Genomic DNA, 18,792 nt, shown 5'->3' with positions numbered 1-18,792 from the left:
TTCCACGCATAAAACCTTGCACTTTTTTAATGAAAAATCCACTGAAACCTCAATTTACATATAATTTGGCAGTTGTTCAGCAGACTCTAATTAAACACGATGATTTTAAATAATTTTTCAAGTTCAGGCTGGTAGGCAGCCACATTTTTTTTAATAAACCTGCCTATAGCTTCATAGGAACCCTCAAACTTATAGTCCGGCCCATCTGTATCCTCTGTACGAGCCAGTAATTGAGCAAAGTCTTCCTGTAAATATTTACTTCCATCAGCTTTGACATCGAATCTTTTTGTTATATAGGCCGGTTCTTTGTCCCTGAAATATATAATGCCATTGTGTGCCGTGTCCATTTTGAACACCTGAGCAGCAATTTGCATGGTCAGGTGTTCGTTTTCCGGGACATCCTCAATTGCATCTAAATACCTGATAGGCGGAATAGGTTTTAAAATAAACTGCCCGTTTTTAGGAGTGAGTGCCAACTTGTCTCCCTTGAGGTGTAAGGAATATTTAAGCTGCACGCCGGGAATTGACATCTTTTTGGTGTTATTTTGAAGCTCCGCATTATTTGCTTTTGGGGCATCAAAGTCTAGTTCAAACGGTACCTTGGCTCCTTCAAATAATGTTTTACTGCATTTTATGCACAGCGGTTTACCTGTCTTTTTATAACATCCTAAGCAATACATCCTCTTCCGGTTTTATCGTGATGGCTCCAATTGTTGCTTCACCAGCTGTCAACAATAATCTGGTAAAATGATCCTTTTCATCGATTTTTAAAAGCCTGCATTGAATTTCTTTATTTACACCTTCTGCCAGCAAACCAAAAAAGAATGGAAAGAGATGCTCCGATTGGTACTCTTTTTTGTTTTTGGGAAAACTGAGACTTATGGGTGGCTTTGCTTTGTTCTCAAAATATTGATCCTCGTATTTAAATATATAATGCCTATGGTTATCTTTTTCAAGATAACCGGCCAGTACTCCGTTATGATATACTAATCCCCTCATTTATTTGTTTTATTCTAATATTCAGTTCCAATCCCAATACAACCATGATTTTTTCTAAGGTGCTGACGCAGGGGTTTGCTTTTCCGCTTTCAAGCATATAGAGCGTTCTAATAGTGACACCAGCCATCTCTGCCAGGTCTGCCTGCCTTAGCGATACGCTTTGCGTCTGTCTGTTATGACTGCTCCTTTTTCATTGGCCTACATCGGAATTGTAATTCTGATTGAAGAATAAAAGTAATATTATTTTAGAAATAACGATAAATCGGCTAAACTGGGGCTAAATCCTATTTTGAGGTGCCAGCCAGGGAATATCCGTATCTTCGCTGTATGTTAAGAAAATACCCCATTGGCATACAGAGTTTCCGGGAAATCCGGCAGGGAGGTTATGTTTATATTGATAAAACTAAGATTATCCACCGACTGGTTGAAACGGGTAAATATTATTTTCTCAGTCGTCCGAGGCGTTTTGGCAAGAGCCTGCTTGTGGATACCATAGAAGAACTTTTCACTGGCAGCAAAGAACTATTTGAAGGCCTTTGGATCCATGATAAATGGGACTGGACACAAACCAATCCGGTGATTCATTTCGATTTTTCGAGTATTGGTGTTAATACCGGTGGCCTGGAGGCGGCTATTTATGGTGCCTTGGAGGATAATGCTGGCCGGTTAGGTGTAACGCTGACCAAAAAAGGCTATGATCTACAATTTAAGGAACTGATTGAGAAAGCTTCGGCAAAAGGCCAGGTTGTTATCCTCATAGACGAATACGATAAGCCCATCATTGATTTTCTGGAGGAGCCGGAGGAGGTGGATGCCAACCGTTCGGTTATGAAGAGCTTTTATTCCATCCTCAAAGGCAGTGATAAGCATATTCGTCTCTTACTTATCACCGGTGTAAGCCAATTTAGTCAGGTGAGCATCTTCTCTGATTTGAATAACCTGCGCAATATTACACTTTCACAACAATATGGAGATATTGTAGGAATTACTCAAACCGAGCTGGAAACAGCTTTTGCCCCAGAAATTACGGAATTAAGTAAAACGAACCCAGATATCGTAGCTCAGATAAAAGACTGGTATAATGGGTATACCTGGAATTTGAAAACCTGGGCATACAATCCTTTTTCCTTGCTCAATTTTATGGCTGAACCAGTTTTTCGAAATTATTGGTATGCAACGGGAACGCCGACCTTTCTATTTAAACTGCTAAAGAAGATGGCGTTATATGATATAGAAAGCATTGAGATGGGAAGCCTGGAATTATCGGACTTTAATGTTGAAAAACCCTCTCCAGGTGCACTTTTGTTCCAAACAGGTTACCTGACATTAAAAAGCATCTCCCCGGATGGGGATGTTTTTGAATTAGGGTTTCCCAACCGGGAAGTGAAGGCCAGTCTATTAGATGGGCTGCTCAGCACCTACAGGGAAACGTATCCCGTCGGTTCTATTGCTAATGTGGCTAAAATAAAAACAGCGCTCAGAAATGGAGATATAGGAGGTTTGATCAGCCAGCTAAACAGTCTGGTTACCACGATTCCCTATGATCATTGGAATGCCGGAACGGAATCTATTTTCACCGTAGTCACCTTTCTTGCATTCAAACTAGCCGGCATTGATGTCCATACCGAAGTTCACAGCGCAAAAGGGCGGTGTGATGTGCTGGCCATGACAGAGCGTTATATTTATGTCATAGAACTAAAACTGGACGGAACGGCGGAAGAAGCCCTGCAGCAGATCAAAGACAAGGGGTATTTGCAGCCTTACGTAGCAGATACCAGGAAGAAACTGGCCGTAGGCATCACATTTTCATCTGAAAAACGGGAGGTCAGTCAATACCAGGTAGCGGAGTGTTAATGACAAGCGGCGCGTGCGGTAAAGAGAAGTAGAGGCTTTCTGAATTGGCGCTTGGAGTAGGGAAATTACCAGGGCATCCGGACTGTATAATAAATGCTGCACTTTCAATGGTGAAACGGGGATTATTGTTACAATAGGATATAAATATTGGTGCTGGCCAGGGTTAAGTTCCTGGCAGAAGCACTCCATCAATCCAGGCGGCCTGCCGGTCATACTTAACTTAGCGGTTCTTTTTGCCGTTTTTGGGTGTTAGAAATAACAATTATTGTGAGTCAATGGAGATTCGTCTTATCTTTCTATTTAAGTGACGATATTGGATGGGTTTTGCTTTTTTCTGGCCTGGCTGGCACCTCAAAATAAGATTTAGTCGATAAATCGGTATTATAATGCCGATTTTATGAAATTTTGAAGAAATTAAGCCGAAAATGTGGCAAACCGGAAGTGTAATGCCGATTTTGTTGTCCGGCTTAGCGTATTAAACCTCAATGCTTCGCGGGCAAATGAGCTGCAACTTGAAAAGACGCAAATCAAGATTATCGGCTGCCATTTTAAACACACTGTTATTATCCATTACTGAATAAATTTATAAATCAATTAGATAGATTGGAATGGGTCCCCAATACAAGTTTTTATTAAGTTTTATTTAACAGAAAGATTTGCCAAAATGAAAAGATATCATAACTTGCTAAGCAAAATTTGCAGGATTTTATGCTAATGCCGCTAGAAGATCCTGATAACAAATGTCTTTAAAACCAGACTTAATCATCAAGATCAATTCCGCGTGCGACAATGGAGATACAAGAAGAACAACTCATTAGCCAGTTGACAAAGGGTGCTGAACAGGCCTATCAATACATTTATGATCATTATTATGTTTCCCTCTGTCATTTAGCGAATAAATATCTGCAGGACGGCTCGCAGGCAGAAATGATTGTGGGGGATGCGATATTTCATCTTTGGGAAATCCGGGAAAAAGTGCAGATCAAAACCAGCCTTTTAGGATATCTGATTAATTCGGTCAGAAACAGAAGTCTGAATTATCTGGCACTTGCCCGTGTCAGATCTGAAGTGCCCATGTCCCGCCTGGTTACTGCTTCCGGATTTGAACAACCGGGCTATGCTACTTCCAAGGACCACGCACTGGAATCCATGTATCAAAAAGAGCTGAATCAGGAACTGGAGAAGGCATTAGGCACGTTATCAACAGAATGTAAGACTGTGTTTCTCAAAAGCCGTCTGGAAGAGAAAAAATATGAGGAAATTTCCCAGGAACTCGGGATCTCTGTTAATACTGTAAAATACCACATAAAAAATGCGCTCCGGTTACTCAGGGAGCGTGTGCATCAATATCCTGCCATATTCGTGTTATTATATCTTTTTTTCGAAAACGACTACCCGCACTTCTGATTTTACTGTCTATTATAAAAACGAAGTAAAATAGAAGCGCCAAACCATCATATCGACCAACTCATTGAAGCCTTCCTTGCTAAAGGACTGGAGAAAGAGGCGATGCAACAGCTGACTGACTGGATTAACCTGGACAGTGATCATAAAATCTATTTCCAGAAAAGATTAAAGGACTGGGCCCTCGCTATGAGTAGTATAGATTCTCTCTATTATGATAAAGATGCGGCGTATGCGCGGTTTTTAGAGAAGATCAATTCAGCCGGGAAGCTTGTCGAATCTGAAAAGGCATTTTCTGAGCAGATAGACAATGAATCAGGTACAAATTTCAGCCGGACAAATAGGTCAAGAAAACTTTATTATAGAATCGCAGGTGCAGCAGCTATTATAATCGTTTTACTAGCGGCCGCTTTTTACCTGAAACAAGCAACGCATCCTGCAGGTGCTTTGAATGACGGTGACCAACTAATCAGCTATATTGAGATCAAGGTACCTGAAGGTTCCAGACAGCAGTATATTCTGCCCGATAGGACTCAGGTCTGGATTAATGCAGGATCTACTTTCAGATACCCAAGTAATTTTACAGGCCAGACGAGAGAAGTATTTCTCAACGGAGAAGGCTATTTCCATGTGGCCAAAGATACCAGTCATCCCTTTATCGTCAGTACCGCCAAAGGAAGTATCACAGTTACCGGTACCACCTTTGATGTATATGCTTATGACGGTAAGCAGCGGTTCACCACTGCGTTACTGGAAGGGCACGTCCACGTCAATACGCCGGACGGGCAGACGGTTAACCTGCAACCACTACAAAAAGCAGATCTTAATGAAGCCAAACTCAGTGTAACTCCTATAGACGATCCTGACGCTTATAAATGGATGGAAGGGCTGATCAGTTTTGACAATAAGCCAATGACAGAGGTACTGGAAGAACTCCAGAACGCCTTTGGAACGCATATAGAAATTAAACATCTTAATACGCCGCACCTATTGCTTACGGGGAAATTCCTGGTGGGCGACGGGCTGGAATACGCCCTCAAGGTGCTTAGAGATAGCTACGGCATTCAGTTCGAAAAAGACAGCACAGGCAGGGGGTATACCATACTAAAATAAAAACAGATTATTTACAAATCAGGAAAGCGTCAGTTGTAGGTCCAACTGACTGGCCACCCCTGTTTGTCTACTAAAAAGGTATTACATAATTGTCATCTGGGAATCATTAAAAATCAAACACATTCATGAGCAGTACAGCAAAATCAGTGCATCCTGCACAAAAGCGGGGTTGCCAGCCGGAGCCTTGCCGGACAAGGATGAAAAAATGGATAAGAACTCTGTGCCTGGTTATGGCCATCAGTTGTATGCTGCAGGCCGGTCCTTTGCAGGCGAAGGGCTATTATCAAAATGATAAAATCACCCTTAATGCAGAAAATGCACCCCTAAAATCGGCGCTTAGAAAAATTGAGCAGCAGACTAACTACCTGTTTATATATGCCAAGGACATCGACGCCTCAAGAACAGTATCCATTCACGCGGATGGAGAAAGTATTTCTACAGTACTGGACAGGTTGCTCACACCGCTGAATCTAGGGTATAAAGCAGAGGGCAAACACATTACTATTATCAATAGAAAAACGCCTGAGAAAAAACCCGTTTCTACAGGTCAGCTTAGAGAGCTGCGTGGGAGAATCATTGATGGTAAAACAGGTGAACCAATTTCCGGAGCCAGTGTCCGGGTACAAGGGACGACTGTCGGAACCAATACCGATAAGGACGGGTTATACAACCTGAAGACGACACTTAAGGAAGGCATTCTGATTGTCAGCTATATTGGTTATAACGATATTGAAATCAAAGTAGGTTCCAAAGAGAACTTTTATGAAGGAGCGCTCTATGAGAAAGTAAACGATCTGAATGAAACGGTCGTGGTAGCTTATGGTACGCAGCGCAAAATCAGCAATATCGGCGCACAGGCGACCATGAAAACCAGCGATCTGAAAATACCCTCTTCTAATCTTACCGGAACCCTTGCGGGCAGACTGGGGGGTGTTATATCTGTTCAACGTTCCGGAGAGCCAGGTAAGAACTCAGCCGATATCTGGATCAGGGGTATCGCTACGCCCAATAGTGCAACGCCGCTGATCCTGGTGGATGGGGTAGAGCGTTCTTTTAACGATATTGACCCTGAGGATGTGGAATCGCTGACCATTCTTAAAGACGCTTCTGCAACAGCAGTATATGGTGTGCGTGGTGCCAACGGAGTCATTATCATCAGAACCAAACCGGGAAAGATTGGTAAGCCGACCATCAATGGGGATTATTATGAGTCCTTTATCAAATTTACCAAAAAAGTAGAGCTGACGGACGGCGTGGGATATATGGAAGCCGCCAATGAGGCGCTCAGAAATGATGGCTTAACCCCCAAATACTCCCAGGACTATATTGACAACACAAAGCTGGGCCGCGACCCTTACCTGTATCCGAATGTAGACTGGCTGGATGAAACCTTCAATGACTGGGGACATAACCGCAGGGCCAATGTGAATGTTAGGGGTGGTAGTGAGAAGGCTACTTATTATGCATCGGTGAGTTATTATAATGAAATCGGCATGATGGCCACAGATAAGACGATAACGGGATATAACTCCAAAATGAAATATGACCGGTATAATTTTACCACAAATATTGCCATCAATGCAACGTCCACTACGAAAGTAGAAATAGGTGCTCAGGGGTATCTGGGTGAAGGCAATTATGCCGCCATCAGCTCCCACGATGTATACAACTCCGCGATGGGAATCTCACCGGTAGATTACCCGAAGATGTTCTATGTAAATGGTGAGCCCTATGTTCCCGGTATTAACCCCAACGGTGGATTTCGTAATCCGTATGCAGATGCTACCAGAAGAGGTTACAACACGGTCTCTAAAAACCAGGTATACTCTAATCTGAGAGTGACGCAGGATCTGGATCAGATCACAAAGAACCTGAAATTCTCCGGTATGTTTGCCTATGACGTCTATAATGAGGTCAGTTTAAACCAGAGCCGCCGAGAATCCACCTATTACTTTACCGATATTAACGTCCCTTATGACATGGATGGCTATCCTATCCTGACCAAAACCTATACGGGAAGTGATGTTCTAGGTTATAGCCAGGGTTCCAGCGGGAATAAGAAAACTTATCTGGAAGCTTCTTTTACTTATGACAGGGCCTTCGGCGATCACCGGGTCAGTGGCCTGTTACTGTATAATCAGCAGCAACGGCTTGAATATCCGCAGGGGACTCTGGAAAATGCTATTCCTTACAGGATGCGCGGCCTGGCCGGCAGAGCAACCTATTCCTGGAAGGACAGATACTTTGCCGAATTTAATATCGGCTATACAGGCGCAGAAAACTTCTCTCCCAAAAAACGCTACGGGACCTTTCCGGCCTATGGCGTAGGCTGGGTGGTCTCCAATGAAAAGTTCTGGGCACCGCTTACCAGTACTTTTTCCTTCCTTAAGTTCAGGTATACAGACGGCCGCATCGGCAACAGCAATGTTTCTGACAGACGTTTTATGTACCTGGATCAGATAACAGGCAACGGCTCCTTTGGCTACGTCTTCGGTCCTAACGGAGACAAATATGGTGGTTATGAGATTGTCAATAACGCAGTCGATCTTACCTGGGAAGAGTCCAGAAAACAGGATTTCGGGATAGATATGCGCTTTTTCGGGGATGATCTTTCCATTGTAATTGATCTGTTTAAAGAGAGGCGTTCCAATATCCTGATTAAAAGAGAAAACTCGATACCTTCTTTTATCGGATTTAACATGGCCTCTCCTTATGGAAATGTCGGTATCATTGAGAACAAGGGATTAGATGGTACGATTGAGTATAATAAACACATTAATAAAAACTGGAGGGTCAGTCTGCGCGGTAATTTCACCTATAATAATGATAAATGGGTTAAAGGTGATCTGCCTGAGCAGCGTTATCCGTGGATGAATCAGATCGGCCAGAAAATACTCGGTCAGACGGGCTACATCGCGGAAGGGTTATTTACGCAGCAGCAAATAGACGATATGAACCGGTGGGAATCATTATCTGATGAAGATAAACTTATTACGTCCCGTCCGTTCGCTTCGCAGTTCGGGAATGTAAAAGCAGGAGATATTCGTTACAAAGATCTCAATCAGGACGGTAAAATTGATGCCTACGACAAAACTTATATCAACAGAGGGGATGTTCCGGCTATTGTCTACGGTTTTGGTTTTACCGTTCAATACAAGGAGTTGTCCTTATCTGCCCTATTCCAGGGTGTGGCCAAAGCGCAAAGAATTTTGCGGGGAAACAGTATCCAGCCATTTAATGGCGGTGGCGGAGCCGGTAATCTTTATTATAATATAGAAGACCGGTGGACAGTGGATCATCCAAATCAGGACGTTTTCTATCCAAGACTTTCCTATGGGGCTGAGACGGCAGACAATCAGAATAATTTCCAGCCCAGCACCTGGTGGGTGCGGGATATGGACTTTGTCAGACTCAAGACCTTACAGGTTTCTTATAATCTGCCTAAGCGTTGGGCAGAGCGGCTCTCCCTTAAAAATGCCGCTGTATACATGATGGGGTATAATCTTTTTACCATCACCAAATTTAAGCTCTGGGATCCTGAGCTCAATACAGATAATGGCAGTCAGTACCCCAACACCAGTTCCATGTCTGTTGGCATAAACTTTACCTTTTAAAAAAGACAGCGATGAAAACCATAAAATTTAATAATCCAACCGGATATCATTTAAAAATCAACCCGCTGATACAGTCTTTGTGCCTGGTCTGCTTATTAGTGGCTGGCCTTGGTCTTGGCTCATGTTCGAAATATTTTGATCAGGTACCGCAAGACCGCCTCTCCATGGATGAAGTCTTTAAAACGAGGAGTGGTGCACTGGGATATTTGGGAAATGTTTATACTTATATCCCCGATGAGTTCAATCAGCGGCAGGTGCATGAGACCGTCTTATACAGGACACCCGGCCCATGGACGGCCGCCTCTGACGAAACGGAATACGTATCACCCGGCAATAAAGCAAAACTCATCAACTACAACACATTAGATGCAACCGATGAGACCATGGTTAAATGGCGTTGGAAAAGCTGGTATACCGGGATTCAGCAAGCCTCTGAATTTATCGCTAATATCGATAAAACGCCTTCTGATCAGGTCAGCACTGCGGAAAAAGTTCAGTGGAAAGCAGAGGCAAAGGCCTTAAGCGCCATCTATTATTTTTATCTGGTCCGGGCCTACGGTCCCATACCCTTGTTAAAGGAGAAGTATACACAAAATACGCCGACAGAAGAGCTCCAGCTTCCAAGAAATACTGTAGATGAATGCTTCAGTTATATTGTAAGCCAGCTGAAAGAAGCACAAAGTGAAGGGTTGCTTGAGAGTGCAACCGCTGATGCGGTTACCGGTTATGGTCGTATCGACCAGGCCGTTGCCCAGGCATTCATTATCGAGGCCCTCACTTTCAGAGCCAGCTGGCTTTTTGATGGCCAGAGCAGTTATTATGCCAACCAGGTGAATACTGACGGCACGAGACTCTTTCCCGAGACCCCCAGTGCCGCCCAGATTAAAAGCAACTGGCAGAAGGTCGCCGACGAATCGGTTATTTTCCTGAACAAATATGCCAGCCGTTTTAAATTAATGTATACGGATAAAGCCGGCAGGTCTGTGGCTAGTGCGGATGATGCAGGCTTTGATCCCTATGAATCCTACAGAAGAGCCGTACGCACCGCCAAAAGCGAGATCAGTAACAATACAGAAATGATTTTCTACCGTATTGACAACTCTGCCGGTACGATGGAATACGACCGTATGCCCAACGATCACCGGATAAGTGATGGCAATTACAAAGGTGGGAGTCTTTTAGGCGCGACCCAGGAACAGGTGGATGCTTATTTTATGGCAAACGGGCAGTCTCCTATCACCGGTTACAAGGCGGACGGTATTACACCAAATATCAATGAGGCCTCCGGATATACGGAGGATGGTTACAGCAAGGCAGATTATCGTTCTGCCACCGGACAGCTATATGCTCCGGCAGGTACACGTATGATGTATGTGAACCGTGAACCCCGGTTCTATGCAGATATAACTTTTACGGGTCAGAAGTGGTTTGACGGTACCAATGGAGGCAATATTACGGATTTTACCTATAGTGGTGCCTGTGGTAAACTATATGGAGTAAATGACTATAGCAGCACAGGGTATCTGGTACGCAAGTGCATGGGCGCCGGTAACCGTAATCAACCACTTATTTGCGTTCTGATGCGCTTACCGAATATTTATTTCAATTATATCGAAGCGCTGGCTCATATAAATCCGCAGAGTGAAGAACTCTGGAAATATCTGAATATCATCCGTAAGCGTGCAGGCATTCCAATGTACGGGGAGGGACCGGGCGCCATTGCCCGCCCTACAAGTTTCGATGACGTCATGGAACTTATCCGTAAGGAGAAAAGAGTGGAACTGGCATTTGAGAATACCCGGTATTTTGATCTGCGCCGCTGGGGCCTTGCCACCGCCTTTTTAAATAAGCCGGTCCACGGCATGAATGTGAATGGTGACGGCAATGACTTTTTTGTGCGCTCTGAGGTGGTTGACCGCTATTTTAACCGCCAGTATTTCTTCCCCATACCACAAGGAGAGATAGATATTGATAAAAACCTGGTGCAGAATATCGGGTATTAAGTAAATAACCACACAATAGATCAGAAATTAAAAAGCAGGCAGTCATCATTTAGATACGCCATAATAAAATATCAAAATGAAAAAATATATTGTTTCAGCATGTTTTCTGCTAATGGCCTGTGTTGTCAGCAGTGCATGCAATCATCAGGAGAATAAAAAATACGTATTGGATTACGATATCGTTCCGGCCTATCACGACAGTGACACCTGGAAAGCCTATGATGCATTCAATCAATATTTGTTAGACCGGGAAACGAGTGTCTACAAAGTAAATAATGATATTGCGGACGGTGCAAATACGAAGGCTACGATCGGGGCGATCTGGACGCAGGCTATTTACTGGGATATGGCTATGAATGCCTATAAACTGGCAACCAAACAGGGCAACACCCAAAGAGCAAACCGGTACAAAGAACTGGTAACAGACATATATAAAGGAGACAGCGCGCATTATGTCGGCTTTGACTTTCATAATCAGGATGGCAATAATGGCTGGTTCATTTATGATGATATCATGTGGTGGACGATCTCTTTTTCCAGGGCTTATGGTTTGTTTAAGAACCCGGAGTATCTGCAGCGTGCGGATGAAAGTTTTTGCCGTGTGTGGTACGGATCCTATAAACTCAAAGACAGGGGATCCTATGATAAAGTAAATGGAGGCATGTTCTGGCAATGGAATACGCAGGATCCGCCGGATAACAGCGGTACCGGTAAAATGTCCTGTATTAATTTTCCGGCGGTCATTGCAGCGGCTACCCTGTACAACAATATTGCACAGAGCGATGTTCAGCATCAGGAGGATGATAAAACAGGTTTTGATGGAAATCCTGCCTATCCCAGATGGCTCAGCCGGGCTACCTATCTGAAAAACGCCAAAGAGATCTATCAGTGGGGTGTGGAACATCTCTTTGACAAAGGCAGCGGCAATGTAGCAGACAGCCGACATGAAAACAGCGTAGACTGGCATGCCACCTTATACAATCAGGGAACATTTATCGGTGCTTCCTGTATATTATATAAGATTACCGGTGAGCAGTCTTATCTGGATAATGCCATTGCTGCCGCGAATTATACCGTAAATATCATGTCAGCACCACTACAGCTGTTACCCAATGGCGACGGGACAGAACAGGGCATCTACACGGCTATATTTGCGCAGTACATGCAGATGCTCATCTACGACTGCGGTCAGGATCAGTTCCTGAAATGGATGCAGCGTAGTACCGGCTATGGCTGGAACAACAGAAACGACAAAAACCTTACTACCAAAGATTACAGCAAAAAAGCAGGCCCGACCGTAAGTTGCTATGACGCTTCCGGTATTCCGGCACTCATGTTATTATTCCCATCAGAAAAATAGTTTAAATCTTAAGTCAAATGAGAAAAGCAATATTATTATGTACGGTGGGTTGTGCCTTGCTGCTGATCCTGCAGCTCAGCTCCTGCTCGGAACAGAAACATCATTTTGATGCGGTATCGGCGGTGGAGGACTCCTATATCAGCCAGCTGGACACCCTGATATCCACCATGACGGAATTGTCGCAAAATGCCGATTATGGAACCCATAGCGGCCAGTACCCTGCTGAAAGCAGGGCCATACTGACGGATGCCATTAGTAATGCCAATCGGTATGTACTGCTGATTAAATACCAGGATCCGCAACCCTCGGCCGGTGAAAAGGACAGGTATCTGACGGTTATCCATAATGCCATCGATAAATTCAAGGGCAGTATCCGTACAGAAGATGCGGAAACCATACCCGCTGAACTTTTCGTGGATGGAAAAACAACGCAGTCTTACATTGATTTTGGACGCAGCAAGGATTACACCGTTTTCGGAGAAACCGGTAACCAGTCCTTTACCATTGAATTCTGGGTGAAGATTATGGAACGCGGTCCCTATGATAACAGTATTTTTCTATGCACTTATCTGTCCAATGGTACCGACCGGTGGAGAAACGGATGGATGATGTATTGGAGAAATTCTAGTGGCGGGATCTACCGGACGACCTGGGGCGGTATTCTCCCCGATAGTCGCTACGGCCTGTGGGAGCCTAATTTTCCTGCTCCGCCGGAAGAGCAGTGGCAGCATTATGCATTCGTTTATAGTGACAAGGGGCTGGATGGTAATGCTTCTCTCAGAGCCAAGCTTTACTTAAACGGCGAGGTTGTAGCCACTCAGACAAACAGTAACGCAGCCGAAGTTTATAACTCGAGTGATTACGATAATTACGATAAGCCGATGACTGGTTTTTGCCGCTGGGTAAATATGGAAAAAATGGAAGAAGGATTTTCCGGATATATGAAGGAAATCAGGATCTGGAAAGAAGCGAAGACGGATGATTATATCAGGTCTTCTTATTTGGAACAGACAGATATCCGGGGTAAAGAGACAAATCTGGTAGCCGCATGGGACTTTACCAGTAAACCGACCGGCAGCGATAATCAGGTGCTGGATCTTACCGGAAGACATGAGGCCAGAATCATCGGTACCTATAAATGGAATGTCATCCAATAAGCGGCGTGGTATCACCGCGTTAAATTCCATCCGTAAACAGAAAATAATTGATTGATAAAATGAAAGCATTGATAACAAAACCGTCCCTTAGGCCTGGAGCCGCGAAAAAAGGACTTTTTATCCTGACTCTGTTCAGCTTTGTCTTCAGCCTGGTCTTATTGCAGGGTTGTAACTCCGAGACGAAAGATCTGGGGTTTATGACAACTACCAATTTAAGCAGCCTTCAGACCCAGAGAGACAATCTGGACGCATTACTGAACAGCGCCAAGTATGGGACTGCTCCTGGCACTTATCCGGAAAATTCCAAAGAGATCCTCACCAAAGAAATCCAGACGCTGGATGAATTGATTGCCGGCCTTAAATCGGGAGCTTCCATGTCTAAGGAAGAGCTGGCGGGTTATATAACGACGGTCAATCAGGTGATTGACCAGTTCAAGGAAAGCCGATTGTATAACCTTTCTGAGGAGGCCAGAAGTTACGCCAATATGCTTAAAGCGAAGGCAAAGCAGTTCGATAACCTGCTAAAGGACAATACGAGTTGGGGTAACCATAAAGGGCAGTATCCCGTTGAAAGCAAAGCTTATTTAGAAACTGCCATTGCGGCACTAGACAACCTGGTGGAGAATATTTTATCCGGCGCTATTACCAATATGACCCAGGCACTCTATCAGGACGCCATCCAGAGCGCAGACCAGGCCATGCAGAAAGTGGAAGCTACCAAATGGGCGGAGGATAATATCACCTGGAATTTGTTTGTAGACGGGAACAAAGGAGGCTATATTGATTTTGGATACAGCCCGGATTATGTACAATTTGGTCAGGACGCTAATCAGGCTTTTACCATCGAACTTTGGGTGAATGTCACTGAATATTGTGCAGAACCTGGTCAGGATAACAGTACTTTTCTTTCCACCATTACCAAGAAGGATTACTGGAGCGGATGGCGTGCGCAGGATCGCAATAAAGGTCTGTTAAGGACCATGGTGGCTCATTGGGAAGATAATGGACCTGCTAATCCCAAGGAGTGGGAGCCGGGCTGGAAGAAATCAGATAACTGGACACAAAACAGATGGACGCATTATGCTTTTCTGTTCCGCGATAAGGGGCTACCGGGATTTGATACGCCGACCGATGTCAAATGCTATTCCATGGTAGATGGCCAAAGACAGGGTGAGATTATCAGAGTAGGAGAGCCTTGGAGAACCTATATTGAGGACAATAGTGTTAAATATCAGGTCCATATGACCGGGTTTTGCGGTCTGGATGAAAATGGCAACCGCCAGGAAGCGTTTTCCGGCTATATCAAAAAAATACGCATCTGGAAGACCAACCGCACGGAAGAGCAAATCAGAAATGACTATCTGGATCTATCCACAGATGTGACCGCTGACAATCCGGATCTGGTGGCTGCCTGGGATTTCGAGAAAAAAGGCAATAAGCCTACTGAGACCGAGATCAAAGATCTGACCGGACGCCACACGGCTACACTGAAAGGAACGTTCAAATGGGTGGAGTCTTCCGATGTACCGGGGCAGTAGACTAACATGTAGTTTTATTTTGAGATAATAATCGTTTTGCTTACCCGCCAGTGGCCTTGCTTAGTAGAGCAAGGTCACTGTCATTAGTGTGCCGTGCATGTCGTTTTACTAGGAGGTGAAAGTCCTCTGTGGGGGTTTGTAATCGCCAACCACTAGCTAAGAGCAAGGGTGTCCATCGTGAGGTGGAATCTGAAGGAAGCTTACGGCAAAATTCTGCTCCGAGGAACACGAATCATATCAGGCACAAACACTGTGGGTAAGGTTGCTAATCAAACTGAAGCCCCAAGATTACACAGACAGTGTAGTGTAAATATGGCGGAGACATGGAAGGAAAGTAAACATCGACTTACCACGGGAGATCTCTCAGACGTGCGGACGTAAATACTCGAAAGTGCGGCTAACAATTGCTGAGAGAAGTCAGCCGAAGTCATAGTAGCAGGGATAAGAGCTTGTTCGACATAAGCGAAAAAACAGGAGCCTCACGAACTGCGAAGGACTGAACCTTAGTAGATAAGAATTAAATGAATGTTACCTAATGAAAGGTAGAAAGCAGAAAATCTTGAATAAAACCAAGGGCAGCCCTCCGAAGGATAGAACAGTATTCGAAGGATACGAGGGTGCGCAGACTTTCATGTGGATAGCTGAAAACAACCTTATCGAGCCAGATGCGCGAGCATCAGAGAATGGATTATTAGAGTATATTCTTTCCCCAGCTAATCTGAGAAGCGCTTACCAACGGGTCAAGAGCAACGGAGGGGCAGCTGGTGTGGACAAAATGGAGACCAAATCCCTCAAGGAATACTTCATAAACCACAAGGATGAACTAATAGAATCCATTTTGCAGGGCAGATATAAGCCCAATCCCGTCCGACGAGTAGAGATACCGAAGGATGACGGAAGTAAGAGATTACTTGGAATCCCTACTGTGGTGGATAGAGTTATCCAGCAGGCTATATTCCAAGTACTTAACCATTTGTTTGAACCCCAATTCTCAGAAAACAGTTACGGATTTCGACCGAGGAGGAATGCACATCAGGCCTTACGAAAGTGCAAAGAATACATAACCGAAGGGTACAACTATGTAGTTGACATGGACTTAGAGAAGTTCTTCGATACAGTCAATCATAGTAAACTCATCGAAGTTCTTTCACGTACGATTAAGGACGGACGAGTCATCTCACTCATCCATAAATACCTGAATGCAGGCATCCAAATCGGCTGCAAATTCGAACCTGGAGAAGCTGGCGTTCCCCAAGGCGGCCCACTGAGTCCGTTATTGAGTAACGTCCTACTCACAGAACTAGACCGGGAATTGGAAAGGCGAGGGCACAGGCACGTCCGCTATGCGGACGACTTCGTCATCTTCTGCAAAAGCAAAAGAGCGAGCCTACGCATCATGGATAGTGTAACTGATTACATCCAATGCGAACTATACCTGAAAGTTAACAAGACTAAAAGTCAATGTGTCAACTACACAAAGGTAAAGTTTCTGGGTTACACCTTTTACAAAATCCGTGGTGAAGCCCGCCTACGGCTTCATCGCAAAACGGCAGGAAAACTTAAGGACAAAATCCGCTATATCACATCCCGCAGCAATGGCTGGGGTGATGATAAACGCAAATTAGCCTTAAGACAATTCATCATCGGCTGGCTGAATTACTATCAGCTCGCTGACATGAAGAACTTCCTATCTCAAATCGATGAATGGTACAGGCGCCGTCTTCGAATGGTAATATGGAAGCAATGGAAACGAGTCCGAACCCGCCTAAAAGCTCTTCAAACACTAGGTGTTCCCAAGTGGCAGGCTTATCAATGGGCTTGTACTCGTCAAGGCTATTGGCATATTGCTGGTAGTGCCATCCTTTCAAGGACAATCACCAACGACCGTCTCAAACGGAGTGGCTACTTATTTTTCTTGGATTACTTCAAAGAGTTGCAATCACACCATCAGGTTAGCTAAGGAACCGCCGTATACGGAACCGTACGTACGGTGGTGTGGGAGGTCAGGTAGCGAAATAATCGCTACCTACCTACCCGATTGGGCCGTTAGCGGGGGAGGTGGCAACTGTCAAGTCATGTAAATGCAGTATCAAAACAGCTGGTAATAGGATTATCCTTTGAACATCCTTTGCAGCTATTCACTTTAAACTTATTTATAATGTTTCATGATTTGCTGTATTATTTTGATTGCTTAACGATACTACATTTGAGAAAGGTAGTTTTTCAGGGCACTTCCAGGTTTTTTGTACATCCTTCTCGGATACCAAAAAAATAACAGGTAAAGGGAGTTGACAGAAGCTGGTTTAAAGTATTTTTGAATGGGATGCGGTCAGCGCATTTTCTGACACGATATATTTTATACTATTTAATGCAACAACATGGATTTAGAAGCCCTATTACAACACAGGCGTGCCGTTAAAATATTCGACCAGGAAAAGCCGCTGGACACTGAAAAGGTAAAGCACTGCCTTGAACTGGCCACGCTGGCGCCCAGCAGTTCCAATATGCAATTATGGGCGTTTTACCATATAACTGATAAAAGCGTGATCGCTGAGCTGAAAAAAGCCTGTATGGATCAATCCAATGTAAGCACGGCTTCAGAGGTGGTCGTTTTTGTCACCCGGCAGGATTTATATAGAAAACGGGCCAGGGCTGTTCTTGAATTTGAAAGAGATAATATCCGGCGCAATAGTCCGGTAGAAAAGCAAGAGAAAAGAATCAAAGACCGGGAGTTGTATTATGGTAAACTTATGCCTTTTTTATACAGCCGTTTTCTGGGTGCTGTCGGAGCTGTCAGAAAATTAGTCGTCTGGACAGCAGGCGTGTTCCGTCCCGTGGTATATGAAGTCTCGGAAGCAGATATGCGGGTGGTGGTCCATAAGACCTGCGCCCTTGCTGCCCAGACCTTTATGATTGCCATGGCTGGAGAAGGGTATGACACTTGTCCCGTGGAAGGTTTTGATAGCAAAATGATTAAAAAAATACTGAGTTTACCCAGGGGAGCTGCCGTAAATATGGTAGTTCCCTGCGGTATCAGAAAAGGGCCGGAAAGTGTCTGGGGAGACCGCTTCAGAGTGCCTTTTGATGAGGTGTACCACCGGGTATAAATAAAACTCGGAAGGCTATTGTCTTTTCTATTCGCTACTGGGAAAAGACATACTATAACCGGGTGATGTCAATTTAAAATCCATTCCCGGACAAAGCGTTCAGCAGCACCTGCAGGAGCGTTTAATAGATCTTGCCAAAGAAAAACGCTCCATCATTATCACTGAGCTTCCATCCGTGAAATCGTTGATGAGTTAGGATTTGAACACCTGTAGTCTTTCCGTAAACTCTTTAAGACAAAAACCAGCCTTTCTCCTAAAGCATTCGGGGCTTCCTTTAGTTAAAACAACAATCTGATCCGGTGGTTACCGCTCTGTTACTCTGATGCCCCAATAATAATATAATTAGAGTCTGCTGAACAACTGCCAAATTATATGTAAATTGAGGTTTCAGTGGATTTTTCATTAAAAAAGTGCAAGGTTTTATGCGTGGAAGTTATAAAAAGCGTGCACCATCTCCGGTTTATAGCAGTCCCAACCAGCTAAGTTTCGAGGGTTTTGAGACCCCATTCGAGCAGCAGCTGGACTTGAATAACCGGTGGGTTTTCCTGGCCAGGAATATTCCCTGGGACCGGATCGTTGGTGTATACGATAAAGTATTCAGCTCTGCGGAAGGGAGAAAACCTCTCAGTGGGCGACTCGTCCT

The 18,792-nt window shown here is 44.4% G+C and carries 12 protein-coding genes and 2 pseudogenes; 11 read left to right on the top strand and 3 right to left on the bottom strand.

The window, feature by feature from the left end; all coding sequences use genetic code 11:
* Window positions 1-86: 86 nt before the first annotated feature.
* The 3 genes and pseudogenes from BLU80_RS18955 to BLU80_RS20195 all read right to left on the bottom strand — a co-directional run.
* Window positions 87-680: a HipA domain-containing protein gene (locus BLU80_RS18955; protein ID WP_091401494.1), complete on the bottom strand. Its 594-nt coding sequence runs from the start codon at window positions 678-680 to the stop codon at window positions 87-89.
* Entirely contained in the window at window positions 658-999 is a 342-nt protein-coding gene (locus tag BLU80_RS18950; RefSeq protein WP_091401493.1) for a HipA N-terminal domain-containing protein, read from the bottom strand. The genes BLU80_RS18955 and BLU80_RS18950 overlap by 23 nt, the downstream gene beginning before the upstream one ends.
* Window positions 977-1,138 (bottom strand): annotated as a pseudogene (locus BLU80_RS20195) (helix-turn-helix transcriptional regulator); the annotation flags it as partial. The gene BLU80_RS18950 and the pseudogene BLU80_RS20195, both read right to left, overlap by 23 nt.
* 188 nt (window positions 1,139-1,326) lie before the next feature.
* Between BLU80_RS20195 and BLU80_RS18940 the strand changes: the two are divergent.
* The 11 genes and pseudogenes from BLU80_RS18940 to BLU80_RS18890 form a co-directional block, all read left to right on the top strand.
* Window positions 1,327-2,853 (top strand): ATP-binding protein, encoded by a 1,527-nt coding sequence (locus BLU80_RS18940; RefSeq protein ID WP_091401498.1) that lies wholly within the window; start codon window positions 1,327-1,329, stop codon window positions 2,851-2,853.
* A 789-nt stretch (window positions 2,854-3,642) separates the two neighbouring features.
* On the top strand, window positions 3,643-4,260 hold the full coding sequence (locus BLU80_RS18935; protein WP_091401491.1) for an RNA polymerase sigma-70 factor: 618 nt from the start codon (window positions 3,643-3,645) through the stop codon (window positions 4,258-4,260).
* Between the two features lie 102 nt (window positions 4,261-4,362).
* On the top strand, window positions 4,363-5,370 hold the full coding sequence (locus tag BLU80_RS18930; protein WP_091401489.1) for a FecR family protein: 1,008 nt from the start codon (window positions 4,363-4,365) through the stop codon (window positions 5,368-5,370).
* Window positions 5,371-5,495: 125 nt separating this feature from the next.
* Window positions 5,496-8,984, top strand: coding sequence for a TonB-dependent receptor (locus BLU80_RS18925; RefSeq protein WP_211481912.1), 3,489 nt, complete (start codon window positions 5,496-5,498; stop codon window positions 8,982-8,984).
* A gap of 11 nt (window positions 8,985-8,995) precedes the next feature.
* Entirely contained in the window at window positions 8,996-10,987 is a 1,992-nt protein-coding gene (locus tag BLU80_RS18920) for a RagB/SusD family nutrient uptake outer membrane protein (RefSeq protein WP_091401488.1), read from the top strand.
* Window positions 10,988-11,063: 76 nt separating this feature from the next.
* Window positions 11,064-12,347 carry a glycoside hydrolase family 76 protein gene (locus BLU80_RS18915; RefSeq protein WP_091401486.1) on the top strand — a complete coding sequence of 428 codons (1,284 nt, stop codon included), beginning with the start codon at window positions 11,064-11,066 and terminating at the stop codon, window positions 12,345-12,347.
* Between the two features lie 17 nt (window positions 12,348-12,364).
* Window positions 12,365-13,504, top strand: coding sequence for a DUF4972 domain-containing protein (locus tag BLU80_RS18910; protein ID WP_091401484.1), 1,140 nt, complete (start codon window positions 12,365-12,367; stop codon window positions 13,502-13,504).
* Between the two features lie 59 nt (window positions 13,505-13,563).
* A complete protein-coding gene (locus tag BLU80_RS18905) occupies window positions 13,564-15,042 on the top strand; it encodes a DUF4972 domain-containing protein (RefSeq protein ID WP_091401482.1) in 1,479 nt (492 codons plus the stop codon).
* A gap of 535 nt (window positions 15,043-15,577) precedes the next feature.
* Window positions 15,578-17,002: a group II intron reverse transcriptase/maturase gene (ltrA, locus tag BLU80_RS18900; RefSeq protein WP_091401481.1), complete on the top strand. Its 1,425-nt coding sequence runs from the start codon at window positions 15,578-15,580 to the stop codon at window positions 17,000-17,002.
* A 418-nt stretch (window positions 17,003-17,420) separates the two neighbouring features.
* Window positions 17,421-18,149: a nitroreductase family protein gene (locus tag BLU80_RS18895; protein WP_091401479.1), complete on the top strand. Its 729-nt coding sequence runs from the start codon at window positions 17,421-17,423 to the stop codon at window positions 18,147-18,149.
* Window positions 18,150-18,571: 422 nt separating this feature from the next.
* Window positions 18,572-18,792 (top strand): annotated as a pseudogene (locus BLU80_RS18890) (hypothetical protein); the annotation flags it as partial.

Source organism: Arachidicoccus rhizosphaerae (assembly GCF_900107765.1).
In the GTDB taxonomy this organism is placed as follows: Bacteria; Bacteroidota; Bacteroidia; order Chitinophagales; family Chitinophagaceae; genus Arachidicoccus; species Arachidicoccus rhizosphaerae.
This window is presented reverse-complemented; position numbering and strand designations above follow the sequence as displayed.